This is a genomic window from Candidatus Pelagibacter bacterium nBUS_28 (assembly GCF_051200915.1).
In the GTDB taxonomy this organism is placed as follows: Bacteria; Pseudomonadota; Alphaproteobacteria; order Pelagibacterales; family Pelagibacteraceae; genus Pelagibacter.
This window is the reverse complement of the sequence record NZ_CP172844.1, coordinates 657,527-680,322: the sequence shown is the minus strand read 5'-3', so window position 1 is coordinate 680,322 and position 22,796 is coordinate 657,527. Positions and strand designations below refer to the sequence as shown.

Annotated in this window: 22 protein-coding genes; 10 read left to right on the top strand and 12 right to left on the bottom strand. The window is 29.1% G+C overall.

Going from position 1 to position 22,796, the window contains the following annotated elements; translation table 11 throughout:
* The first annotated feature begins 16 nt into the window (after positions 1-16).
* Entirely contained in the window at positions 17-1,390 is a 1,374-nt protein-coding gene (mgtE, locus tag ACIJYC_RS03590; protein WP_435168011.1) for a magnesium transporter, read from the top strand.
* A 2-nt stretch (positions 1,391-1,392) separates the two neighbouring features.
* On the opposite strand, the gene ACIJYC_RS03585 is transcribed toward mgtE, so the two are convergent.
* Positions 1,393-2,238: a pantoate--beta-alanine ligase gene (locus ACIJYC_RS03585; RefSeq protein WP_435168008.1), complete on the bottom strand. Its 846-nt coding sequence runs from the start codon at positions 2,236-2,238 to the stop codon at positions 1,393-1,395.
* A 4-nt stretch (positions 2,239-2,242) separates the two neighbouring features.
* Between ACIJYC_RS03585 and ACIJYC_RS03580 the strand changes: the two genes are divergently transcribed.
* Together ACIJYC_RS03580 and ACIJYC_RS03575 are read left to right on the top strand one after the other, a co-directional pair.
* Complete coding sequence (locus ACIJYC_RS03580) at positions 2,243-3,058, top strand: sugar phosphate nucleotidyltransferase (protein ID WP_435168005.1); 816 nt, start codon at positions 2,243-2,245, stop codon at positions 3,056-3,058.
* Entirely contained in the window at positions 3,055-4,353 is a 1,299-nt protein-coding gene (locus tag ACIJYC_RS03575) for a UDP-glucose dehydrogenase family protein (RefSeq protein ID WP_435168002.1), read from the top strand. Before ACIJYC_RS03580 ends, ACIJYC_RS03575 begins: the two co-directional genes overlap by 4 nt.
* A 4-nt stretch (positions 4,354-4,357) precedes the next feature.
* Here the strand turns inward: ACIJYC_RS03575 and ACIJYC_RS03570 are convergent, their stop codons facing one another.
* The 7 genes from ACIJYC_RS03570 to ruvX are packed head-to-tail and all read right to left on the bottom strand — an operon-like array spanning position 4,358 to position 11,004.
* Positions 4,358-4,819: a RidA family protein gene (locus ACIJYC_RS03570; RefSeq protein ID WP_435167999.1), complete on the bottom strand. Its 462-nt coding sequence runs from the start codon at positions 4,817-4,819 to the stop codon at positions 4,358-4,360.
* A 3-nt stretch (positions 4,820-4,822) separates the two neighbouring features.
* On the bottom strand, positions 4,823-5,077 hold the full coding sequence (locus tag ACIJYC_RS03565; RefSeq protein ID WP_435167996.1) for a hypothetical protein: 255 nt from the start codon (positions 5,075-5,077) through the stop codon (positions 4,823-4,825).
* Positions 5,074-7,659, bottom strand: a complete 2,586-nt coding sequence (gene topA, locus ACIJYC_RS03560) for a type I DNA topoisomerase (RefSeq protein WP_435167993.1) — start codon at positions 7,657-7,659, stop codon at positions 5,074-5,076. Before topA ends, ACIJYC_RS03565 begins: the two co-directional genes overlap by 4 nt.
* Before the next feature lie 37 nt (positions 7,660-7,696).
* A complete protein-coding gene (gene plsY / locus ACIJYC_RS03555; RefSeq protein ID WP_435167990.1) occupies positions 7,697-8,275 on the bottom strand; it encodes a glycerol-3-phosphate 1-O-acyltransferase PlsY in 579 nt (192 codons plus the stop codon).
* Between the two features lie 2 nt (positions 8,276-8,277).
* Entirely contained in the window at positions 8,278-9,564 is a 1,287-nt protein-coding gene (gene pyrC / locus ACIJYC_RS03550; protein ID WP_435167987.1) for a dihydroorotase, read from the bottom strand.
* Positions 9,565-10,506: an aspartate carbamoyltransferase catalytic subunit gene (locus ACIJYC_RS03545; protein WP_435167985.1), complete on the bottom strand. Its 942-nt coding sequence runs from the start codon at positions 10,504-10,506 to the stop codon at positions 9,565-9,567.
* Between the two features lie 42 nt (positions 10,507-10,548).
* Positions 10,549-11,004 carry a Holliday junction resolvase RuvX gene (ruvX, locus tag ACIJYC_RS03540; RefSeq protein WP_435167982.1) on the bottom strand — a complete coding sequence of 152 codons (456 nt, stop codon included), beginning with the start codon at positions 11,002-11,004 and terminating at the stop codon, positions 10,549-10,551.
* A 50-nt stretch (positions 11,005-11,054) separates the two neighbouring features.
* On the opposite strand from ruvX, the gene gatC reads away from it, so the two are divergent.
* The 7 genes from gatC to ACIJYC_RS03505 are packed head-to-tail and all read left to right on the top strand — an operon-like array spanning position 11,055 to position 17,657.
* On the top strand, positions 11,055-11,342 hold the full coding sequence (gene gatC / locus ACIJYC_RS03535) for an Asp-tRNA(Asn)/Glu-tRNA(Gln) amidotransferase subunit GatC (protein ID WP_435167979.1): 288 nt from the start codon (positions 11,055-11,057) through the stop codon (positions 11,340-11,342).
* Positions 11,342-12,799 carry an Asp-tRNA(Asn)/Glu-tRNA(Gln) amidotransferase subunit GatA gene (gatA, locus tag ACIJYC_RS03530; protein WP_435167976.1) on the top strand — a complete coding sequence of 486 codons (1,458 nt, stop codon included), beginning with the start codon at positions 11,342-11,344 and terminating at the stop codon, positions 12,797-12,799. Before gatC ends, gatA begins: the two co-directional genes overlap by 1 nt.
* Positions 12,799-14,274 carry an Asp-tRNA(Asn)/Glu-tRNA(Gln) amidotransferase subunit GatB gene (gene gatB / locus ACIJYC_RS03525; protein WP_435167973.1) on the top strand — a complete coding sequence of 492 codons (1,476 nt, stop codon included), beginning with the start codon at positions 12,799-12,801 and terminating at the stop codon, positions 14,272-14,274. Before gatA ends, gatB begins: the two co-directional genes overlap by 1 nt.
* Positions 14,275-14,279: 5 nt before the next feature.
* Positions 14,280-14,930 (top strand): O-methyltransferase, encoded by a 651-nt coding sequence (locus ACIJYC_RS03520; protein WP_435167967.1) that lies wholly within the window; start codon positions 14,280-14,282, stop codon positions 14,928-14,930.
* Entirely contained in the window at positions 14,930-15,838 is a 909-nt protein-coding gene (locus ACIJYC_RS03515) for a rhodanese-related sulfurtransferase (RefSeq protein ID WP_435167964.1), read from the top strand. The genes ACIJYC_RS03520 and ACIJYC_RS03515 overlap by 1 nt, the downstream gene beginning before the upstream one ends.
* 6 nt (positions 15,839-15,844) lie before the next feature.
* Entirely contained in the window at positions 15,845-17,215 is a 1,371-nt protein-coding gene (locus ACIJYC_RS03510; protein ID WP_435167961.1) for an MATE family efflux transporter, read from the top strand.
* Positions 17,178-17,657 (top strand): thermonuclease family protein, encoded by a 480-nt coding sequence (locus ACIJYC_RS03505; protein ID WP_435167959.1) that lies wholly within the window; start codon positions 17,178-17,180, stop codon positions 17,655-17,657. The genes ACIJYC_RS03510 and ACIJYC_RS03505 overlap by 38 nt, the downstream gene beginning before the upstream one ends.
* 3 nt (positions 17,658-17,660) lie before the next feature.
* On the opposite strand, the gene ACIJYC_RS03500 is transcribed toward ACIJYC_RS03505, so the two are convergent.
* From ACIJYC_RS03500 to ACIJYC_RS03485, 4 genes are read right to left on the bottom strand one after another with little or no spacing between them, the layout of a single operon-like run.
* Positions 17,661-18,392, bottom strand: coding sequence for an amino acid ABC transporter permease (locus ACIJYC_RS03500; protein WP_435167956.1), 732 nt, complete (start codon positions 18,390-18,392; stop codon positions 17,661-17,663).
* Between the two features lie 40 nt (positions 18,393-18,432).
* Entirely contained in the window at positions 18,433-19,200 is a 768-nt protein-coding gene (locus ACIJYC_RS03495; RefSeq protein ID WP_435167954.1) for a transporter substrate-binding domain-containing protein, read from the bottom strand.
* Positions 19,201-19,234: 34 nt separating this feature from the next.
* Positions 19,235-19,798: a sarcosine oxidase subunit gamma family protein gene (locus ACIJYC_RS03490; protein ID WP_435167951.1), complete on the bottom strand. Its 564-nt coding sequence runs from the start codon at positions 19,796-19,798 to the stop codon at positions 19,235-19,237.
* Positions 19,791-22,796 (bottom strand): sarcosine oxidase subunit alpha family protein, encoded by a 3,006-nt coding sequence (locus ACIJYC_RS03485; protein WP_435167948.1) that lies wholly within the window; start codon positions 22,794-22,796, stop codon positions 19,791-19,793. Before ACIJYC_RS03485 ends, ACIJYC_RS03490 begins: the two co-directional genes overlap by 8 nt.

Sequence of the window (22,796 nt, the reverse complement as noted above, 5' to 3'; positions counted from 1 at the left end):
AATTATAGGTAGATTTATGTCTTTAGTTAAAAAAATAAAAGATAAAAAAGTAAATTTTGAATTTAATAAAGAGTATATAAAAGTAGTTACAACTAAAATTGCTAACAATGATGCTACTTTTATTACTAACTCTTTTAAAGAAATGCACCCAGCAGATGCTGCTGATATTATTGAACACTTAAATCAATCTGATAGAGAAAGTCTTATAAAGCTAAATAATTTTAAAATTGATCCTGAAGTTTTTATCGAGCTTAATGAGTCTATTCAAACAGAAATTATTACCTATCTTTCTTCAGATTCTATTGTATCCATTTTAACTAATCTTGAGTCAGATGATGCAATATCAATTTTAGAAAATGTACCAGAAGAAGAAAAAAATAACATTCTTAGCTCATTACCACCCAAAGATCGTTTTGCTTTACTAGAAAGCTTAAGTTATCCCGAAGATACTGCTGCAAGAATAATGCAACGTGAATTTACAGCTATACCTAGCAATTGGTCTGTAGGTCAAACAATAGACTATTTGAGAGAAAACAAAGATCTTCCAGAGGAATTTTTAGAAATATTTATTATTAATGAGGAGTTTAAACCAATCGGTACTGTGCCATCATCTCGAGTTCTAACAACATCAAGGGATACAAAAATGCTCTCAATTATGTCTGAGTCTCAACTATTGATACCTGTGGATATGGATAAAGAGGAAGTAGGTAATCTATTTGAAAATTACAATTTAAATTCTGCAGCTGTTGTAGATAAGAATAACAAACTTGTTGGAATGATTATGAGTGATGATGTTTTAACCGTTTTAAAAGAAGAAGCTGAAGAAGATGCTTTGAGATTAGCAGGGGTAGGTGATGAGGAAATAACTGATGGTGTAATAACTAAAACTAAAAGAAGATTTAACTGGCTTCTGTTAAATCTATTTACAGCTTTTTTAGCTACTTGGTGCATTAGTTTATTTGGCGCTACTATCGAGCAAATGGTAGTACTAGCTTTTCTAATGCCTATTGTAGCATCAATGGGTGGTAATGCGGGAATGCAAACACTAGCTGTGACTGTGAGAACAATTGCAACTAATGATTTAACAGAAAATAATTTTGTATCAAATGTTATAAAAGAATTTTCTATAGGAATTTTAAATGGAATTATTTTTGCTATTATTAGTGCTTTAATTGTTCAAATTTGGTTTCAAGATAATATTCTTTCAATAATAATTTCAATCTCAATGGTTTTAACCATGATTATTGCAGGCCTCTTTGGAATATTAGTTCCAGTTACTTTAAAAAAAATGAATATTGATCCAGCAATTGCATCCAGTGTGTTTGTAACAACAATTACAGATGTTATAGGTTTTGTATCATTTCTAGGTGTAGGAGCTTATTTTTTATAAATTTAAAAATTATCTATTAATCTGATATTTTTATAATAATAGCTTAAAAATACTTTTGATCCTTGATATTTATTTGAAATAGTTAAATTTTTTGTATTTCTATTTTCTAAATATTCAATTTTAATATTGTAAAATTTTTCTAAATCTTTTTTCAATTTTTTTAAAAAACTATTAATATTTCTACTATTTTTGATCTTATTTTTTAAATTAAGAAATGTTTTTGAAATTTTTTCAACGTCTTTTAACTCTTGTTTATTAAGTAAAAAATTCCTTGAAGATAAAGCTAATTTATTTTTATTTCTAATAGTTTTACAGCCAATTACTTTTGTATTAAATTTTTTTTCAATAAATTTTTTTACTAGAAAGAATTGTTGAAAATCTTTTTTACCCAAAAAAATTTTTTTTGGTTTAATCAGTGTTGTTAATCTACTCATTACATCTAAAACACCTTCAAAATGTCCTTTTCTATATTTAGCACAAAGTATTTTATCTTTTTTGTTAATTTTTATATTGGATTGTTTTTTATTGTCGTAAATATCTTTAAATTTTGGAATATAAATAAAATCTAATTTTTTAATTTTCTTTAAAATTGCTAAATCATTTTTGATATTAGAAGGGTAGGATTTAAAATCATTGATGTCATTAAATTGTTTTGGATTTACGAATATACTCACTATGGTCTTTTTATTTAATTTAATTGATTTTTTAATAAGAGAAAGGTGCCCCTCATGAACACCTCCCATAGTAGGTACAAATCCGATATCATCAAAAGGACCTAATGTTTTAGTTAAAATACTATTATTTAATATAATTTTCATTTGTATTAAAATATTTAATAAGTAAAACATTTAAATGATTAAACAAGCTATTATTCCTCTGGCTGGATTAGGCACACGACTGTTGCCTCTAACAAGTGTTTTTGCAAAAGAACTTTTGCCAATAAACGGTAAACCTAGTTTAGAATATATAATAAAAGAGTGTATTGAAGCAGGCATTACAGAAATAATTTTTATCATATCCAAAAGAAAAATGATGATTAAAAAATATTTTTATAATGATAAATTTTATAAAGAATTAATTAAAAAAAAGAAAGATCAACGAATTATTCAAGAGTATAAAAAAATATTAAAATATAGAAAAATAATTAAATTTGTCTATCAGAATAAGCCAAAAGGAACAGGGGATGCTGTTCTTAAAACTAAAAAATATATTAAAGATAAATATTTTTTAATGTTATTACCAGACGATCTTATAATTAAAAAAAATTGTTCTAAATCTATGATCAAGACTCATAAAAAATATAAAGCATCTGTTATGGCAAGTATGAGTGTAAACAAAAAAACTGTCTCAAGATGGGGCATATATAAACTTAATAAAAGATTAAATAAGAATGATTATTTAATTAATAATGTGATTGAAAAACCAAATATTAAAGATGCTCCATCTAATAAAGCTGTTATTGGTAGATACATATTACCTAAAAAAATTTTTTCAAAATTAAAAAATTTAAAACCTAGTAAAGGAGGAGAAATTCATATTACTGATGCTATTCAATCATTAATTGATAATAATGAAAAATTTATAGCACATAATTTTTCTGGTAAATATTTAGACTGTGGAAGCATGAATGGTTATATTAATTCATCAATGGAGATTGCAAAATTATGAAATTATGTATGATTGGAACAGGCTATGTTGGACTTGTAAGTGGAGTTTGTTTTTCTGATCTTGGTAACGAAGTTATATGTGTAGATAAAGATCAGGATAAGATTAATAATCTTAAACAAGGCATAATTCCTATTTATGAACCTGGATTAGAAGAATTAGTTCTCAAAAATTATAAAAATAAAAGATTAAAATTTTCAACAAATTTGAGTAATTCAATAAAAAAATCAGATATAGTTTTTATATGCGTTGGTACTCCAACAAAAAAAAATAGCACTGGTGCTGATCTAAGCCAAATATTTTCAGTAGCTAAAGAAATATCAAAATCTATTAACAAATTTAAAATAATTATAACAAAATCAACAGTTCCAGTAACAACAGGTGATGAAATAGAAAAAATATTATCAAAAAAAGTAAATAAAAATAAATTTTCAGTAGCATCAAATCCTGAATTTTTAAGAGAAGGTGAGGCCATAAGAGATTTTATTTATCCTGATAGAGTTGTAATTGGTTCTAACGATAAAAAATCTGCTACAAAACTAAGAAATCTTTATTCCCCATTAATATCAAAAGGGGCAAAATTTATTTCCACAAATCGTAGAGCTGCTGAACTTATCAAATATGCTTCTAATGCTTTTTTAGCTACTAAAATTACCTTTATTAATGAAATTGCAAATTTATGTGAAAAAGCTCAAATTGATGTCGAAGATATTTCTATTGGTATAGGATTAGATAAAAGAATAGGCAGTCGTTTTTTAAGAGCTGGACCAGCATATGGTGGATCTTGTTTTCCAAAAGATACTAAAGCTATTGTCAACACTGCTGATAAATTTAAGATTAATTTATCTGTCATTAAAAGTGTTATTAATTCGAATTCCTTGAGATCAAAATTACTTTTAAAAAAAGTTAATGAAATACTCAATAAAAAGATTAGAAATAAAAATATCTGTTTTTTGGGAGTTACCTTTAAAGCCAACACAGATGATATGAGAGACTCATCTAGTTTAGAAATGATACCCTTTTTATCTAAAAAAGGAGCTCAAATTAAGTACTATGATCCAACAGGATTTAAAAAGGAGTTTAGCAATTTAAAAAATGTAAACTTTGCTAATTCGATTGGTGAGGCTGTTAAAGGTTCAGATTTAGTAATTTTGCATACAGAATGGAATGATTTTAAATCTATTAATTTTAAAAAATTACATTCATCAAAAAATCTAAAGATATATGACATGAGAAATATTTATTCTCCTTTGAAAATTAAGTCTCAAGGATTTAAGTATTTTGGTATCGGTAGATAAAAATTTAATTTAATTCAAAAATAGCATCAACTTCAACAGATACACCTAGGGGTAGACTGTTAGTGCTTACTGCTGCCCTTGTATGCATGCCAGCATCACCAAAAATTTTAGCTATTAAATCTGAAGCACCATTTATTACTTTTGGTTGTTCGATGAAATCTTCTGTTGAATTAACAAATCCAGTCAATTTAATACAAGATTTTACTTTTGAAAGATCTCCGTCACATGCAAGTTTAACTTGAGCAATAATACTTAATCCACATCTTTCAGCTGCTTTATAAGCGTCATCAGTAGTTAGGTCTTTACCTACTTTTCCTTTAATTAATTCTCCATTTGAATTAATTGATATTTGGCCCGAAACATAAAGTAAGTTTCCTACTATTTTAGTTGCAACATATGAACCAACAGGAGCTTTAGCTTCAGGTAATTCTATTTTCAATTCCTTAATTTTATTTTCAAAATTCATAATCTACTCACTTTTTTTTAATTTACTTTTAGCTTTAACTGTTAACTTCATTACACCTTTTTTTAAATCACTTGTTTTCTTTGCTGTGCCTTCTTTTATTTCATTAGCTTTATTAATTGTTCCTTTTTTAATTTTATCAGTTTTACATTTTAAATATTCTTTTGAAAATTTTTTAAAATCAGTACATTTAGTTTCATTTGAATAAGAAGAGCTTATAAAACACAGCATTAAACCAATTGTAATTAAGATTTTTTTCATTTTTTTTTCCTTTTCTTACTTTTCTTATTTCTATCGTATTCTTTTCTTTTCTCAATAAGGATTAAAGCTTCTTCCATAGTTAATTCAGTAGGGTCCTTTTCCTCAGGTATAGTCGCATTTAAAGATTTATATTTAATATATGGTCCATATTGGCCTTTCATAACTCTAACAGGCTTTTTATCCTCTGGATGTTCTCCTAAATCCTTAATTATAGAAGAAGACATTCTTCCTGGTTTAGCTTCTGCAATTAGTGTTATAGCTCTATTAAGACCAATTGAGAATATTTCTTCTATGTTTTCAATTCTTGCAGATTTATTTTCACACTTTAGATATGGACCAAATCTTCCTGTATTAAGAGTAATTTCCTTTTGGTTTTCTGGATTTAATCCTAAAGACTTGGGTAAAGAACATAAAAATTGAGCTTTTTCTAAATCAATATTTTCTAATTCTAGACCTTTAGGAATTGAAACATTTTTCAAAAGCTCGTTTACATCTGGCTTAAGTTTTTTTGTTTTCTTCTTTTTCTTTGGAATTTTTTCTTCTAAATTTTCTTCTGCTATTTTTTCATATTGAAGATAGGGGCCAAATCTCCCATTCTTTAAAAAAATATCATTTCCATTATCATGTTTACCTATGAATTTTGGTTCAGCTAATTGCGCTTGTGCAGCTGCTTTTGCTTTAGACAATGGCCTAGTAAATTTACATTCTGGATAATTAGAACATCCAATAAAAGCTCCACCTCTAAAACTATTTTTTAGACTTAATGAACCGGTTTTACATAATTGACATTTTCTAACAACATTACCATTGTTATCTTTGTCAAAAATTAATGTACCTAAACTTTCATTTAATAAATCCAAAACCTCTCTAGTTCTTTTTTCTTTTACTTCAGAAACATTGTTATTAAAATCTTTCCAAAACATTTCCAAAACTTTTATCCAACTTTCTTTACCAGTTGTTATATCATCTAATTGATCTTCTAATCCTGCTGTAAAATTGTAATCAACATATTTAGAAAATAATTTTTCTAAAAATGCAGATATTAGTTTTCCACGATCAGTAGGAAAAAATCTTTTGTTAAGTATTTCAGCGTATCCGCGGTTAGCAATTGTTGAAATGATGCTTGCATAGGTTGATGGTCTACCAATTCCAAGTTCTTCTAATTTTTTTACAAGGCTTGCTTCGGAATATCTTGGTGGTGGTTGAGTAAAATGCTGTTCATCTATAAGTGACTCAATATTTATTGGTCCTTTAGTCATTTCTGGTAGAATTGATTCATCTTCATCTTTACTTGGACTAGGGAATACTTTTAAAAAACCATCAAACTTTTGTACAGACCCGCTTGATTTACATATTGTGTTACCATCTTCTGAGGTAATTGTTATTGTATTTCTGTCAAATTTTGCTGACTCCATTTGAGATGATAAAGCTCGGCCCCAAATTAGATTGTATAGTTTTTGTTGATCTGTGCTCAAATATTTTTTAACAGTATTTGGTGATCTACTTATATCTGTTGGTCGAATAGCTTCGTGAGCTTCTTGGGCATTTTTCGCCTTTTTTCCTGAATAATTAAGAGGTTTCTCAGGTAAGTATTCTGTTCCATATTGATTTTTAATAAAATCTCTAAAATCTGAAACTGCATCAGTGGAAAGGTTTGTTCCATCTGTCCTCATATAGGTAATTAATCCTATAGTTTCTCCATCTATTTCAATTCCTTGGTATAATCTTTGAGCAATTTGCATTGTTCGGGAAGCACCAAACCCTAATCTACTTGAGGCCACTTGTTGTAAAGTTGATGTTGTGAATGGACCAGATGGGTTTCTACTGACAATTTTTGATGAAACATCGTTTATACCAAATTTCTTATCATTAATATTTTCTAATGCTTTGTTAATTTCATTTTTATTTCTAAAAGAGAATTTTTCTATTTTCTTTCCATTTAATTGATAAATACTTGAAGTAATTAAATTTTTACTATCATCTTGAAAATTGATACTTAAGGTCCAAAATTCTTCTGGATCAAAAGACTCTATTTCATGTTCTCTTTCAGTTATAAGTTTTAAAGCTACAGATTGTACTCTTCCAGCTGATTTTGATCCTGGTAATTTAGTCCAAAGAATAGGAGATATGTTAAAACCAACTAAATAATCTAAAGCTCTTCTAGCCATATAGGCATCTACTAGTAAAGGCTCAATTTGTCTTGGGTTATCTATACCATAAGTTACTGCTTTTTTTGTGATTTCATTAAAAACAACTCTCTCAACTGCTTTATCTTTTAAAAGTTTTTTTTCATTTAAATATTCTTTAACATGCCATGCTATTGCTTCACCTTCACGATCCGGGTCAGTTGCTAAAATAATTTTATCTGAGTCTTTTGCAGCATCTGTAATTTCTTTTAAATATTTTTTTGAAAAACTATCAACTTCCCATTCCATCTTAAAATTTTGTTCTGGGTCTACAGAACCATTTTTTGACGGTAAATCTCTAATATGACCATAACTTGCTAAAACAGTATAATCATCACCTAAATATTTGTTAATTGTTTTAGCTTTTGCGGGACTTTCAACTATGACTAGATTCATAATTTAACAAACTACTCAAAAGTCTTTGATAGTCAAATTAATAAATTTTAGTCTTACTTTCTTCTTTATTTTTCAGTCGTTTAATATTTTCTCTATGGGTAAAGAAAATCAAAATAAACATTATAGCAAAAAAAATAGCATCATTTATCTGACTTGTTATTAGAATATAAATAGGAACTGACAAGGAGCTTATTATTGATGAAAGTGAAGAGTATCTAAATAATAAAAATATAAACGCCCAGCTTGAAACAAAGATAAGTCCTAAGATGATATTTATAGAGAACAAAATTCCAACATAAGTAGCCACACCTTTACCACCTTTAAACTTAAGCCAAATGGGGAACACATGTCCTAAAAAAGCACATAAAGAGGCTATATAAACTAAATCAGGATAGTTTATCTTAACATAAATTACTGGAATTATAGCTTTTGCTATATCTAATAATAAAGTTGAATAGCCAACAAGTTTATTTCCAGTTCTCAGGGCGTTTGTTGCGCCTATGTTGCCTGAACCTATTTCTCTAATATCTTTTTTTAGGAAGATTTTAGTTAAAATTAAACCAAATGGAATAGAACCCATCAGATATGAGGCTATACCAACAACTAAATAATCCATTTTTATATTTTAAATAATTCTCTACCTTTTACAAAGGTATTAGTGACTTTACCTTGAAGTTTTTTGTCTTCAATCGAAGTATTTTTAGATTTTGAAATTAAATTTTCTTTTTTTACAATCCATGGTTTATTTAGATCCACTATACAAAAATCTGCATCATTTCCAATTGACAGATTTCCTTTATTAATTCTTAAAATTTTTGCAGGATTAGATGTTAGTGCTTGAATAATTGTTTCAAGTTTTACCGACCCGTTATGATATAATTCTAATGATAAAGATAGCAAAGTTTCTATACCTGAAGCTCCTGTAGCAGCTTGTGAAAAAGTTAATCGTTTAGATTCTTCATCCTCAGGTTTGTGATCTGAAACGATTACATCAATAGTTTTATCTTTTAACCCTTGAACTAGCGACTCTCTATCTTCTTCTTTTCTAAGAGGAGGAGACAATTTTAAAAATGTTTTGAAATCACCGATATCATTTTCATTAAGTGATAAATTATTGATCGAGACTCCGCAGGTAAATTTTATATCATCTTTTCTTTGCTTAATTACTTCGACTGATTTTGTTGCTGAGAGTTGTGATATGTGATATCGGCACTTATTCTTCTCGAGAAGAGCTAAGTCTCTTTCGATTATAATTCTTTCAGCAATATCAGGTATTCCTGACAAACCTAGTTTAGTGGCGATTATACCAGAGTTTATCATGCCATTTTTAGAAAGATGATAGTCTTCAGCATGTTGCATAATTAAACAATCTAAGTCTTTAGCTGAATTCATAATTCTGGACATTAAACTAGTATTTTGAATAGTTTTAATCCCATCTGTAAATGCAATTATTCCTTTTTTAGCTAACAAACCAAATTCGGTCATGTTAGTTCCCTCAATATTTTGTGTTAATGAGGCACATGGAAATATATTTATTTTAGATTTGTCTCTTCCTCTTCTCTTTAAGAAATCTACAATTGAAACATTGTCAATTATTGGATCAGTATTAGGCATTGTAACTACCGATGTTACCCCTCCAGATAATGCTGCATTGCTTAAAGTTCTAAAATTTTCTTTATATTCATAACCTGGTTCACCAACAAAAACTCTCATATCTACAAGTCCAGGAAGTATATATTTACCTTTCAAATCTATTGGCTTTTCTCTTGTAGGTAAATTATTAGAATTTACTTTTTTACCAATTGCCTCGATTTTTCCATCTTCTCCAATAATCAATCCTCCATTTTCATTTATTGAGTTGTGAGGATCAATAATATTTGCATTTATAAAGTATTGTTTTTTCATTTATTCACAAAATATTTTTAAACAAGCCATTCTTACTGCTACACCAAGTTCAACTTGTTCCTTTATTACACTTTTATTAATATCATCAGCTAGTCTTGTATCGATTTCTATACCCCTATTCATAGGGCCAGGATGCATAATAATTGCGTCAGGTTTTGCATGATCAAGTTTATCTGGAGTTAAACCATAGTATTCATAGTATTCTCTATTTGATGAAAGAAATGAACTTGTCATTCTTTCATTTTGAAGCCTTAACATCATTACTATGTCACAATCTTTAAGTCCTTTTTTCATATCGGTAAAAGTATTTACACCAAATTTTTCAATTTCTTTTGGCATTAAATTTGTTGGTGCAACTATATTTACTTCTGCACCTAACATTGTTAATAAATAAATATTTGATCTTGCAACTCTTGAATGGAGAATATCTCCACAAATTGCAATTTTTAATCCTTGAATTTTATTCTTTCTATTAATTATTGTTAAAGCATCTAATAAAGCCTGCGTAGGATGTTCTCTTCTGCCATCCCCAGCATTTAGTACCGCACAATTTACTTTTTGAGATAATAAGTTGCAAGCACCAGAGTCTTGATGCCTAATTACAATTATGTCAGGGTGCATTGCATTTAATGTCATTGCTGTATCAATCAAAGTTTCACCTTTTTTGATTGCCGAGTTTCCCATATTCATCGACATAACATCTGCCCCCAAACGTTTACCTGCTAATTCAAATGAACTTTGTGTTCTAGTAGAAGGTTCAAAAAATAAGTTAATTTGTGTTTTTCCGTTTAGTACGTTTAATCGTTTGTTTTTACTTTGGTTAAGCTTAATAAATGACTGTGACTCATCTAAAATCAAATTGACATCATTGATCGATAAATCTTGGATACCTAACAAATGTTTTTGAGAAATTTTAATAGCTTTTTGGGTTTTAGATGCCATTAAAATTAACTCTATAACTATAAAGTAATGTCATGGCAAGTATTAATTATTCAAGAAATCTATTGCTCCCTGAAGTATAAAAGCTGCAGCATTTTGATCTATATTTTTTTCTCTTTTACTTACATTAACATCTAGTTGACTAGATAGATTAAAAGCCCCAACAGTAGAAAGTCTCTCATCCCAAAGGCAAACGTCTATATCAATTGCTTTATCTACATTATTTGACACATCACTGACAGATTGTGCTGATCTACCAGATGAACCATCCATATTGAGAGGATTGCCAATTATAATTCCTTTAATATCATATTCATTAATTATCTCCTTTAATTGAGCAATTAACTCATTTGTATTTGTTTTAGTAATTGTTTTAAAGGGTGTGGCTATAGATTGCCTCTCATCACATATTGAAACACCAATTCTTTTAGAACCAAGATCTAATCCAATTAATCTAGAGGGTTCAGCCTGTTTTTTTTTCAAATCTTCAATAGTGATCATATTGTATATTTTTAACTTAAGTGATACTTTGCGACATATTTAAATACCATATGAGCATTGATCTTAAAACAATAAAGCATATTTCAAAACTATCAAGGATTTCAGTAGATGAACAAAAAGCTGAAAAACTTGCAGGTGATTTAAACTCAATTTTCAAATTTATTGAAAAATTAAATGAATTAAATACAGATAATATTGAGCCGCTTACATCTGTTGCTGAAACAACTTTAAAGTTTAGATCTGATGAAATTAAAAATCAAAATATAAGAGAACAAATTATAAAAAATTCTCCTGAAGATAATGAGGATTTTTTTGTGGTTCCAAAAGTTGTTGAATAATGTCTGATATAACTTCACAATCATTAACTTCATTAGTTAAAAATATTAAAGAAAAAAAATTATCTTCTGAGGAAGTAACCAAAGCTTTTGTTGATCGCTCTAAAAGATCAAAAGAATTAAATTCTTACATTACAGAAGATTTTTCAAATGCAATTGATAAATCAAAAAAATTTGATGAAAAACCTAATCTAGATTTAAAACTTCCAGGAATACCAATGGCTGTAAAAGATCTTTTTTGCACTAAAGATATGAGAACTACGGCAGGTAGTAAAATTCTTGAAAATTTTGTCCCCACATATGAGTCTACTGTTACTCAAAATATATGGAATGAAGGAGCGATTTTACTTGGCAAATTAAACTGTGATGAGTTTGCCATGGGATCCTCAAACGAAACTAGTTTTTACGGAAATGTCCAAAACCCAATAGATAAAGGATTGGTTCCAGGTGGCTCATCCGGTGGTTCAGCTCGAGCTGTAAGTGGTCAACTGACACCAATTACAATAGGAACTGATACTGGAGGATCAATAAGGCAGCCAGCATCTTTTACCGGTACAGTTGGTTTAAAGCCTACTTATGGAAGCTGTTCAAGATATGGAATAGTTGCATTTGCATCTTCACTAGATCAAGCAGGACCAATGTCACAAAATGTAGAGGATTGTGCTTTACTGCAAGAAGTAATTAGCACTTATGATAATAAAGACTCTACCTCAATTGATTTTAAAAGAACCCAATATAGCAAAGACTTAACAAAAGATATTAAAGGAAAAAAAATAGGAATACCCAAGGAGTATAGAGTAGAGGGGATGCCAAAAGAAATTGAAGAGTTATGGAAAAAAGGAATTGAATACGCAAAAGATTGTGGTGCTGAAATAATAGATATTTCATTACCTAACACTAGTTATGCTTTACCAACATATTATATTGTTGCTCCTGCAGAAGCTTCTTCGAATTTAGCTAGATATGATGGTGTTAAGTATGGTTTTAGAGCCAAAGGTGAAAACTTGATAGAAATGTATGAAAAAACAAGATCAGAAGGTTTTGGAGCTGAAGTTCAACGAAGAATAATGATTGGTACTTATGTTTTGTCATCAGGATATTATGATGCTTATTACTTGAAAGCGCAAAAAGTTAGAAAGTTGATTAAAAATGATTTCGATGAAGCATATAAAAAAGTAGATGCTATTTTAACACCTTCGACACCTAGCTCAGCATTTAAAATAGGTGAAAAGAAAAATGATCCAGTATCAATGTATTTGAATGATATCTTCACTGTACCTGTAAATTTAGCAGGTTTACCCGCTATATCTATACCAGCGGGTCTTGATGCAGCTGGATATCCTTTGGGATTACAGATTATTGGCAAAGCATTTCAAGAACAAGAAATATTAAATTTAGCATACGCAATGGAAGATAAGATTAATTTTAAAAACAAAATTACTGATTGGTGGATTAAATAGTGCCCAAAGAAAATTCAGAATATTTAATTGAAAGATATGATAATGTTTATGAGGTTGTTATTGGTCTTGAAGTACATGCGCAAGTGACATCTAATTCAAAATTATTCTCATCTTCTTCAACAAAATTTGGTGCAGAACCTAACACACAAGTTAGTTTAGTTGATGCTGCATTTCCAGGAATGTTACCTGTAATTAATGAATATTGCGTTAAACAAGCAATAAAAACAGGTATTGGTTTAAAAGCTCAAATTAACAAGAGATCAGTTTTTGATAGAAAAAATTATTTTTATGCTGACCTTCCTCAAGGATATCAAATTTCTCAATTTAAATACCCAATAGTTGGAGAGGGAACAGTTGTTCTTGATATGCCTAATGGACAGAAAGAGGTAGGTATTGAAAGACTACACTTAGAGCAAGATGCTGGAAAAAGCATTCATGATATGGATCCACAAAATACTTTAGTAGATTTAAATAGATCAGGTGTAGCTTTAATGGAAATTGTTAGTAAGCCCGATTTAAGAACTCCAGATGAGGTAAGTGCCTATATTAAAAAATTAAGATCCATAATGAGATATTTGGGTACATGTGATGGTAATATGCAAGAAGGTTCTTTAAGAGCAGATGTTAACGTTTCTGTAAGGTTAAAAGACAGTAAAGAGCTTGGAACACGTTGTGAGATTAAAAATGTTAATTCTATTAAATTTATGCAAATGGCAATTGATTATGAAGCTAATAGACAAGTTGATTTGATAGAAGAAGGTAAATCTATTGACCAAGAAACAAGATTATTTGATACTAAAAAAAATGAAACCAGATCAATGAGATCAAAAGAAGATGCTCATGATTATAGATATTTTCCAGATCCAGATTTATTACCACTAGAAGTTACAGATGAGTTTATAGAACAACTAAAAGAAGATATTCCAGAATTGCCTGATGATAAAAAGAAAAGATTTATAGATGAATTTAAAGTGTCCCCTTATGAGGCAACAATATTAGTATCTGATATTGAAACTGCAAAATATTTTGAAGAAGTTGTTGCAAAAATGGGCAAGAATCGTGATATGAAATTAGCGGTGAACTGGATTACGGGTGAATTATTTGCTGTTTTAAACAATAAAAATTTAGAAATATCTGAAAGCCCTATAAGCGCAAAAAATTTAGCAAAGTTAATTAATCTAATTAAAAACGGAACGATTTCCGGAAAGATAGGTAAGACAATATTTGAATTAATGCTTGATGGAGATAAAGATCCCCAAGTAATTGTTGAGGAAAAAAGTTTGAAACAAGAAAGTGACCCAAAAGCTTTAGAAGCTTTAATAGATAAAATAATTAATGATAACAGAGAAAAAGCGATTGAATATAAGAATGGTAAAGAAAAATTATTTGGTTTTTTTGTAGGTCAAGCAATGAAAGTTTCAGGCGGTAAAGCAAACCCCCAATTAATAAATGAGATATTAAAGAAAAAGCTTTAATAGAAATGGGTGCAAACCTTAAAATAACAGAAAAATTACAAAGTTATATTAATGACTTTGGATTAAATCTAAATCCAATTCAGCAAGAAATAATTGATTATAATAATACTTTAGGTGATGTCAAAAGAATGCAAGTTGATCCATCTCAATGCTATTTTCTACATTTAATTATAAAAATCTCAAATATACAAAATGTATTAGAAATTGGAACTTTCACAGGGTTGAGTGCACTTTCAATTTCATTAGCTTTACCAGATGATGGTAAGTTGATAGCACTTGATAAAGATGAAAAAACTAACAAAGTAGCATTAAAGTTTTTCAAAAAAGCAAAACAAGACCACAAAATAAAAACAATAATAAAACCAGCCTTAGAAAGCTTAGAAGATCTTAAAAATAATAAATTTGACATGATTTTTATTGATGCAGATAAAATGAATTATAAAGAATATTATGAAAGATCATTACAGTTAATTGATAAAGGTGGTTTGATAATTATTGACAATGTTTTATGGCATGGAGAAGTTGCTGATCAGAAAAATTTAAATAAATACACAGTAAACATAAGAGAATTTAATTCTCATATTGCTAATGACAAAAGAGTTGAGCAAATTATAATTCCTTTAGGAGATGGCATGACAGTTTGTAGAGTTTTATAATGTTTAAAGTTCTTGGTTTTTACAAATTTGTAAAAGTTACATCTTTAAAAAAAAATAAAGATGCTATGCAAAAATTCTTTATTAAAAACAATATAAGAGGAACTATTATTATTGCTAAAGAAGGATTAAATGGAACTATATCTGGTCAAGTTAAAGATATAGAAAAAACAATAAAAAAACTTAAATCACTATTTTCATTTAAGAATTTTGATAATAGTAATGATTCTAAATCTTCATTCCAACCTTTTCACAAACCTAAAGTTAAAATTAAAAAAGAAATTGTTCCAATGAATTTAATGTTAAATTCTAAAGAAAGAAATTTAGAAACACATTTAGATCCAAAAGAATGGAACAAATTAATTAAAAAAAAAGATACCCATATAATTGATACGAGAAAGCCTTTTGAATTTGACGTAGGAACATTTAAAAAAGCAGTAAATCCAAATGTTAATAATTTTAGAGATTTTCCTAAATATCTAAATAAGTTAAAAAAAAACAAACCAGTAGCCATGTTTTGTACTGGAGGTGTTAGATGTGAAAAGACATCAACATACTTAAAGAACAAAGGTTTCAAAAATATTTATCAATTGAATGGTGGTATTCTAAATTATCTCAAAAATACTAAGAAAAAAGATAGTATGTGGAAAGGAGAATGTTTTGTTTTTGATAACAGAATCAGTCTTAAACACGGTTTAAAAGTTGGAACTTACTTTATGTGCAGCGGATGCAGAAAACCTATTTCTACTAAAGACAAGAAATCAAAAAAATATGAAGAGGGTGTTTCTTGTCCAAATTGTCACGACAATTTAACAGAAACACAAAAAGCTAGATTTAGAATGAGACAGAAACAAATAAATCTTGCTAAAAAGAGCGGATCAAAGCATATATTTCAGAAAGAATTTAAATAAAAAACTTTGTCTAAACAAATAAATTTAACAAAAGACCCTATTTGGGATCTTCTTAGAAAAGTAACAATCCCTGCAAGTGTAGGTTCTTTGTTTCAGACTTTCTATAATTTAGTTGATACTTGGTTTGCAGGTAGAATTTCAGCAGAAGCTATAGGTGCAATAGCCAAATCATTTCCGATATATTTTGTAATTATTGCTGTTGGTGTAGGAATAGGTGCTGCAACAAATGCATGTATAGGTAATTTATTAGGCGAAAAGAAATTTAATAAAGCATCATTATTTATTGCTCAATCAGTTATTTTTGCAATATTAACATCCGTTATAGTCACATTATTTGGATTAAATGTTTCTAATTTTCTTTTAGGTGTAATGGGTTCCGATGCTTCAAGCATTGCTTTAACAAGAGAATATTTAGATATAATTTTCTACGGTACTTTTATTGTGATGATACAAATTTCTTTAAATGGTGCTCTTAATGCTCAAGGTGATACAAAAAGTTATAGAAATGTATTAATCTTTAGTTTTTTCTTAAATATTTTTTTAAATCCATTATTTATTTGGGGTTACGGGTTTATTCCTGCTTTTGGTATAGGTGGACTTGCTATTGCAACAGTAATTTCTCAATCTATTGGAACATTTTATTTAGCTTATAAAATTAACTCATGTAAATTAAGAAAATATTTATACATACAGTGTTTTATTCCTAAATTAGATATGTTGAGAGAATTATTTTCTCAAGCACTCCCTATAATGTTTAGTATGCTTTTTATAGGAGTTGGCATATTTAATATTTTATACTTTATTGGACAATTTGGAGAAATGGCTACCGCTGGCTATGGTTCTGCTTTAAGGGTTGAGCAGGTTTTTTTATTACCTGTTATTGGTTTAAATACCGCTGTACTATCAATAGGGGGACAAAATTTTGGTGCAAAGAAGTTTAATCGTATAAGAGAATTATATACAAAGGCTCTTTTATTTGGCTCTTCATTTATGATTGGAGCAGGAATAATATTATTTTTTGGCGCAGAATTTTTTGTATCTCAATTTACCGATAATACTGAAGCAATTAAACATGGGGCACTTTATCTTAAAGTTGCAGCTTTAATTGGTCCTATTTATCCGGTATTTTTTATCACTACAGCAGTATTCCAAGCACTTAAAAAACCAATTTATAGCCTATATTTAAGCATACTTAGGTTAACTGCATTTCCATTTTTATCTTTATGGTATGTGATTAATATTAGAGGTGGTGATTATAATGATATATTTTACACAATAATGGCAACTAATTGGATTATGGGTATTGCCCTAATAATTTTCATTGGGTATTTTTTAAATAATGTATTTAAGCAAAAGAAAAGCCATTTTAGTTATTAGTATTTCCATATTAGTATTTTTTTTTACTTATACAGATATTAAGTCTCAAGATATTAAGATAACAGACGGAGATACCATCAAGGTAAACGGAGAGAAAATAAGGTTTAGTGGCATAGATACTCCAGAATTAAAACAAATCTGTATTAAACAAGGAGTTAAAAAACCATGTGGAATGACAGCCAAACAAATTCTTATCGATAAAATTGCTGATAATAATGTTACCTGTGTTAATGAAGGTAAAGATCAATACAAAAGAACATTAGCTGAGTGTTTTGTAAATAACGAGAGCTTATCACGCTATTTAGTTAGAAGTGGTTATGCATTTACTTATAGAAGATATTCAAAAAAATTCATACTCGATGAAGATTATGCTAAATTTAATAAATTTGGTATGTGGTCAATGGAATTTGATTATCCTTGGGATTGGCGAAAAAAAAATTAATATCTAATCTGTTTTTAAATTTTTCTCTAATTTTCTTACAAAGAAAGAAACAATTAATATTAAGATTAAATACTCCAATATTAAGAAAGTATAGATTTCTAAAGGTCTATAGGTGGTAACAACTAATTCATTAGCTTTTCTGGTTAAATCACCGATACCAATTATGGAAACTAATGATGACATTTTAAGCACATAAACAAATTGATTTCCAATAGCTGGCAAAATATTTTTTATGGCTTGAGGAAGTATTACTAACCTTAATCTTTTAAAGAAATTTAACCCTAATGAACTTCCAGCTTCCCATTGTGCCTTTTTAATTGAATTAATTCCTGCTCTAAAAATTTCAGCCTGAAAAGCGCTTTCACTTATAGCTAAAGCAATTATCCCAGAAACAAATGGACTAAAGCTAATACCTGTCATTATCGGTAAACCATAGTAAATCCATAAAATTAAAACTAATAATGGTACAGCTCTTACAATTTCAACATAACCAATATTTATGTAAGTTAAAAATTTGTTTTTTGCTAAAGAGGGGATGGCAACAACAAAACCCAATATCATAGATATAACAATAGACACTACAGAGATAAAAATTGTTGTAGTTAATCCACTTAATAAGAATTTTAAATTTGTTAATCCTTCAACATTATTAGGTGAAATAATAAACCATCCCAATTCTTGATCTGTACAAGAAGAGAGAGGAAATATTAAGAGTAAAAAAAATATATTTTTCACTCTTAAAATTATAGATAATTAATTACTAATATCTAATTGATTATAAACTTTTAAGACTATATTTAGCTAACAGCTGTTCAAAGAAACCAGAGTTTTTTTTCTTTTCAATCCAGTTACTCACATATTCATTCCAAACATTATCTTTTTTTGGAACCATCATAGCTAGAAAAGCAGGATTTTTTTCACCATCCTGAACTATTGCTAATTGTGGGTATTTAATAACCAGTTTATTAGCCTCTGTTGAACTTGTAATATTTCCATCGGCTCTACCCGCCAAAACTTCTTGAAAGTCTCTAGCAGGGGCTTCAACTGATTTTAAAGTAGAATTTGGAAAAAATTCTTTTGCTTTTTGCTCTTGAGAAGTTCCAAGAGTAGTAGCTATTTTAACACCATCTTTATTTAGAGAGTCCCAAGTTGAAAACTTTTTTAAATTTTTTTTAAGAACTAGTGGCACTGTTCCATATTTGTAATATGTGGAAGTGAAACCAGCAACTTCTGCTCTTTTAGGAGTTTTAGTAACACTTGTTGAAATGTCGTATCTACCTGAAGTAATTCCTGAAACTATAGTTTTCCATTCAGTTGGTACAAAAGTAATTTTTACACCCATGTCTTTAGCTAATTCATTCATCACATCAATATCAAAACCCTTGTATTTATTTGTTGCTGGGTCTTTCATTGTCATTGGATCCCAGTCACCTGTTGTTCCAACTTTTAATTCACCAGATGCTAATATTTGATCTAGTTTAGATTCTGCATTAACTGAAAGGGGTAAAAGCACCATAAGTGCAAGTAAGATAAGTTTTTTCATAACCTCTTTTACCCACAAATAATTAAAAATAACCTTATAACCTTGACGCACTATCATTAATCCAAGAGTACAAATGCTCTGAAAATGAACGTCTAACAAATAAATTAACTAAATTTTCACCTTTATTCTGAATTATAACATCAATGTTGTTTAGTAATGTCTGTGTTGTAGATCCTTTTTTTTCTTTAAATTCATTAAAGTTAAATGGACTACCAGATGCAAATAATTCATATATATTTTTTCCTTCTAATTCTAGCATTACAAAGTGATCTGTTACATCAATTACAGCACCTAAATTAGTTTTTGAAATATCATTATATAAATTTTCTTCAACATCATATTTTTTTGTATCTTTTTTAGTTATCTCGTTAGATATTACCATCCACTCATCTGGGCTTAGCCAAATAGATGTAAGTTTAGAGCTAGATGATGAGGTATTTGCCTCTGTAGGTAAAATCATATCTAAATGTTTACCAACAGTAGTAAAGAATTCTCTTTTTTTTCCTCTTAGATTGAGTTTCATTATAGGTGAAAATTCTTTAATAGAAATATCATTATGTTTGATCTCTTTATTAATAGGAGAATTATAATTAAGCATTTAACCTCTTATTTTCTTCGTCAAAAAAAACTGAATTTGTTATAGTTACTTTGATCGTTTTATTTTCCATTGGAATGAATAATTTTTTTCCCATCATGTTCTTTCCGCCTCTAACAACGGCTAGAGCAATAGATTTTTTTAAATTAGGACTGTAATAACTTGATGTAACGTGCCCAAGCATATTGACAGGAGACTGATTAAGTTCTGAAACAATTTGAGCCCCTTCTTCTAAAACTATATTTGGATCATCTGTTACAAGCCCAACTAATTGTTTACGATCTTCTTTCATAGTGTCTGATCTATAAAGTGATCTTTTACCAATAAAATCATACTTCTTTTTACTTACAACCCAATCCATTTGAAGATCAATAGGGGTCATAGTGCCATCTGTATCTTGACCAACAATAATAAACCCTTTTTCAGCACGTAGTAAATGCATAGTTTCAGTTCCATATGGAGTGATATTAAATTCTTTACCTGCTTCCATACATTTTTCCCAAAGAGCTTTACCATAATTTGCCTGAATATTAATTTCGTAGCTATGTTCACCGGTAAAACTAATTCTCATTATTCTACATTTATTATTTTCAATTTGCGCTTCTTTAAAAGACATATGTGGAAAATTTTCTTCTGATAGATCAAGGTCTGGAATAATCTTATTTAAAATTTTTTTACTGTTTGGGCCACAGATACTAGCCGTTGCATAGTGATCAGTAACTGAAGTTAAATAAACATCTAATTCAGGCCATTCAGTTTGTAGATAATCTTCAAGCTTACCTAAAACGTTAGCAGCACCACCAGTTGTTGTTGTCATTAGGTAATGATTTTCTCCAAGTCTTGTAGTAACACCATCGTCATAAACCATACCATCCTCATTTAACATTAGACCATATCTACACTTACCAATTCCAAGTTTTGACCATGCATTTGTATAAACTCTGTTTAAGAATTCTGATGCATCACTACCTTGAATATCAATTTTACCCAATGTTGAGGCATCTAATATCCCTGCACTTTCTCTTGCAGCAACACTTTCTCTCTGAACAGCTTGAAACATAGTTTCATCATTAATAGGGTAATACCAGGCCCTTTTCCATTGACCAACATTTTCAAATTCTGCTTTATTATTAATGTGCCAATCATTCATTGGTGTTCTTCTAAATACGTCAAAATATTCTCCAACATTTCTTCCAACAATTGTTCCAAATGTTAAAGGTGTGTAGGGGGGTCTAAAAGTTGTAGTTCCAAGTTCTCCCATTTTAACACCAGCTGTATCAGCAATTATTCCAAGTGCATGCATATTTCCAAGTTTACCTTGATCAGTACCCATGCCAGTTGTTGTGTATCTTTTTACATGTTCAATTGATCTAAATCCTTCTCTTAGAGCAAGCTTTATGTCTTTTGCAGTTGCATCATTTTGATAATCAACAAATGGTTTGGTTTTTCCAATTGGTTTATCTGATGGTAAAAGCCAAATATTTCTTTTTGAGGTTTCTTCCTCACTTTCAACATTGATATTTTCAAAATCTGTTTTATCAATTTTTAAAAAATCTTTTAAATTAGTAGAAAGATTTTTGACAATTTCTTTTATCTCAAAATCACCATTACATGACCCAACACTTAATTGTTCAGAGGTGTATTTATTTGGTAAAAATACTTTATTATTTTCATCAAAAGCTAATTTTCCACCTGATTGTGTAAATAAATGTACAGCAGGAGTCCAGCCACCGGCAACACCTAAACAGTCACAAGAAATATTCATCTTGTTACCAGTTACGGACAAACCATCATTAGATAATTTCATAAACGAAACACTATTCAATCTTTTATAACCAGTTGTATCAACTATTGTACTAGACCAATAAATTTTGATACCAGCTTCTTCCACAGCTTTAACTATTTTAGAGTTTGAACTTTCTCTAATATCAATTATAGCCTCAACTTTTATTCCTTTGTTGTGAAGACAAAAAGCACTTTCATAAGCGGTATCATTATTTGTAAAAAAAACATTTTTTTTACCAGAAACTACACCATAAAAGTCAGCATATTTTTTAACAGCTGATGAAAGCATAATTCCAGGTCTGTCATTATTATTAAAGATAAGTGGTCTTTCCAAAGCACCTGTTGCAAGAATAACTTTTTTAGCTCTTATTTTTAAGAGTCTTTGTCTAATTTTTCCTTTTTTATCTTTCTTCTCCAAATGATCCGTTAAGTTTTCTCTTGCTAATAGATAGTTGTATCCATGAAATGCTGCAACGCTAGTTCTTGTTTTAATTTCAAGATTTTTAATATTTCTTAACTCTTGTATTTCTTTTTTAAGCCAATCGGATGAGCTTTGATTTTCAATTTTGTTAAACTCTCTGTTTTGATAAATTGTTGATCCTCCTATTTCATTTTTTTCATCAACAAGTAAAGTTTTTAAGTTATTTTTAGCTGCATTTTTTGCAGCTAATATTCCTGAAATACCAGCTCCAACCACAAGTACATCACAATGAACATATTTATGATCATATACATCTGGATCTTTTTCTGTTGGTGATTTCCCCAATCCAGCAGAGTGTCTTATAATGTATTCATATTTCTCCCAAAAACTTGCTGGCCACATGAAAGTTTTATAATAAAATCCAGCAGGTAAAAAAGCTGAAATAGCATTATTTAATCCTCCAATATCAAAATTAACGCTAGGCCAACAGTTTTGGCTAGATGCTTCTAAACCTTCATAAATTTCTACCTCTGTAGCTCTTACATTAGGTTCTGTTCTATCTGTACCATCGCTTATTTGAACAATTGCATTAGGCTCCTCTGAACCTGCTGTCATTATTCCTCTTGGTCTGTGATATTTAAAACTTCTTCCAACTAAATGAACATTGTTTGCAAGTAAGGCTGATCCAAGTGTGTCACCCTTAAATCCGTAGTAAGTTTTTCCATTAAATTTAAATGAAATTCTTACTGTTTCATCAATAAATTCACTCGATTTCACTCTAAGATTGTTGGTCAT

Bases quoted from the DNA above. Each gene is read 5' to 3' on its own strand.
- ACIJYC_RS03565 (WP_435167996.1), bottom strand. From the start codon at position 5,077: ATGAAAAAAATCTTAATTACAATTGGTTTAATGCTGTGTTTTATAAGC.
- ACIJYC_RS03505 (WP_435167959.1), top strand. From the start codon at position 17,178: ATGTATTTAAGCAAAAGAAAAGCCATTTTAGTTATTAGTATTTCCATA.
- ACIJYC_RS03485 (WP_435167948.1), bottom strand. From the start codon at position 22,796: ATGACCAACAATCTTAGAGTGAAATCGAGTGAATTTATTGATGAAACA.
- topA (WP_435167993.1), bottom strand. From the start codon at position 7,659: ATGAATCTAGTCATAGTTGAAAGTCCCGCAAAAGCTAAAACAATTAAC.
- plsY (WP_435167990.1), bottom strand. From the start codon at position 8,275: ATGGATTATTTAGTTGTTGGTATAGCCTCATATCTGATGGGTTCTATT.
- ACIJYC_RS03585 (WP_435168008.1), bottom strand. From the start codon at position 2,238: ATGTTTTACTTATTAAATATTTTAATACAAATGAAAATTATATTAAAT.
- gatC (WP_435167979.1), top strand. From the start codon at position 11,055: ATGAGCATTGATCTTAAAACAATAAAGCATATTTCAAAACTATCAAGG.
- mgtE (WP_435168011.1), top strand. From the start codon at position 17: ATGTCTTTAGTTAAAAAAATAAAAGATAAAAAAGTAAATTTTGAATTT.
- ACIJYC_RS03490 (WP_435167951.1), bottom strand. From the start codon at position 19,798: ATGCTTAATTATAATTCTCCTATTAATAAAGAGATCAAACATAATGAT.
- gatA (WP_435167976.1), top strand. From the start codon at position 11,342: ATGTCTGATATAACTTCACAATCATTAACTTCATTAGTTAAAAATATT.
- pyrC (WP_435167987.1), bottom strand. From the start codon at position 9,564: ATGAAAAAACAATACTTTATAAATGCAAATATTATTGATCCTCACAAC.
- ACIJYC_RS03580 (WP_435168005.1), top strand. From the start codon at position 2,243: ATGATTAAACAAGCTATTATTCCTCTGGCTGGATTAGGCACACGACTG.
- ACIJYC_RS03520 (WP_435167967.1), top strand. From the start codon at position 14,280: ATGGGTGCAAACCTTAAAATAACAGAAAAATTACAAAGTTATATTAAT.
- ACIJYC_RS03495 (WP_435167954.1), bottom strand. From the start codon at position 19,200: ATGAAAAAACTTATCTTACTTGCACTTATGGTGCTTTTACCCCTTTCA.
- ruvX (WP_435167982.1), bottom strand. From the start codon at position 11,004: ATGATCACTATTGAAGATTTGAAAAAAAAACAGGCTGAACCCTCTAGA.
- ACIJYC_RS03575 (WP_435168002.1), top strand. From the start codon at position 3,055: ATGAAATTATGTATGATTGGAACAGGCTATGTTGGACTTGTAAGTGGA.
- ACIJYC_RS03515 (WP_435167964.1), top strand. From the start codon at position 14,930: ATGTTTAAAGTTCTTGGTTTTTACAAATTTGTAAAAGTTACATCTTTA.
- ACIJYC_RS03545 (WP_435167985.1), bottom strand. From the start codon at position 10,506: ATGGCATCTAAAACCCAAAAAGCTATTAAAATTTCTCAAAAACATTTG.
- ACIJYC_RS03570 (WP_435167999.1), bottom strand. From the start codon at position 4,819: ATGAATTTTGAAAATAAAATTAAGGAATTGAAAATAGAATTACCTGAA.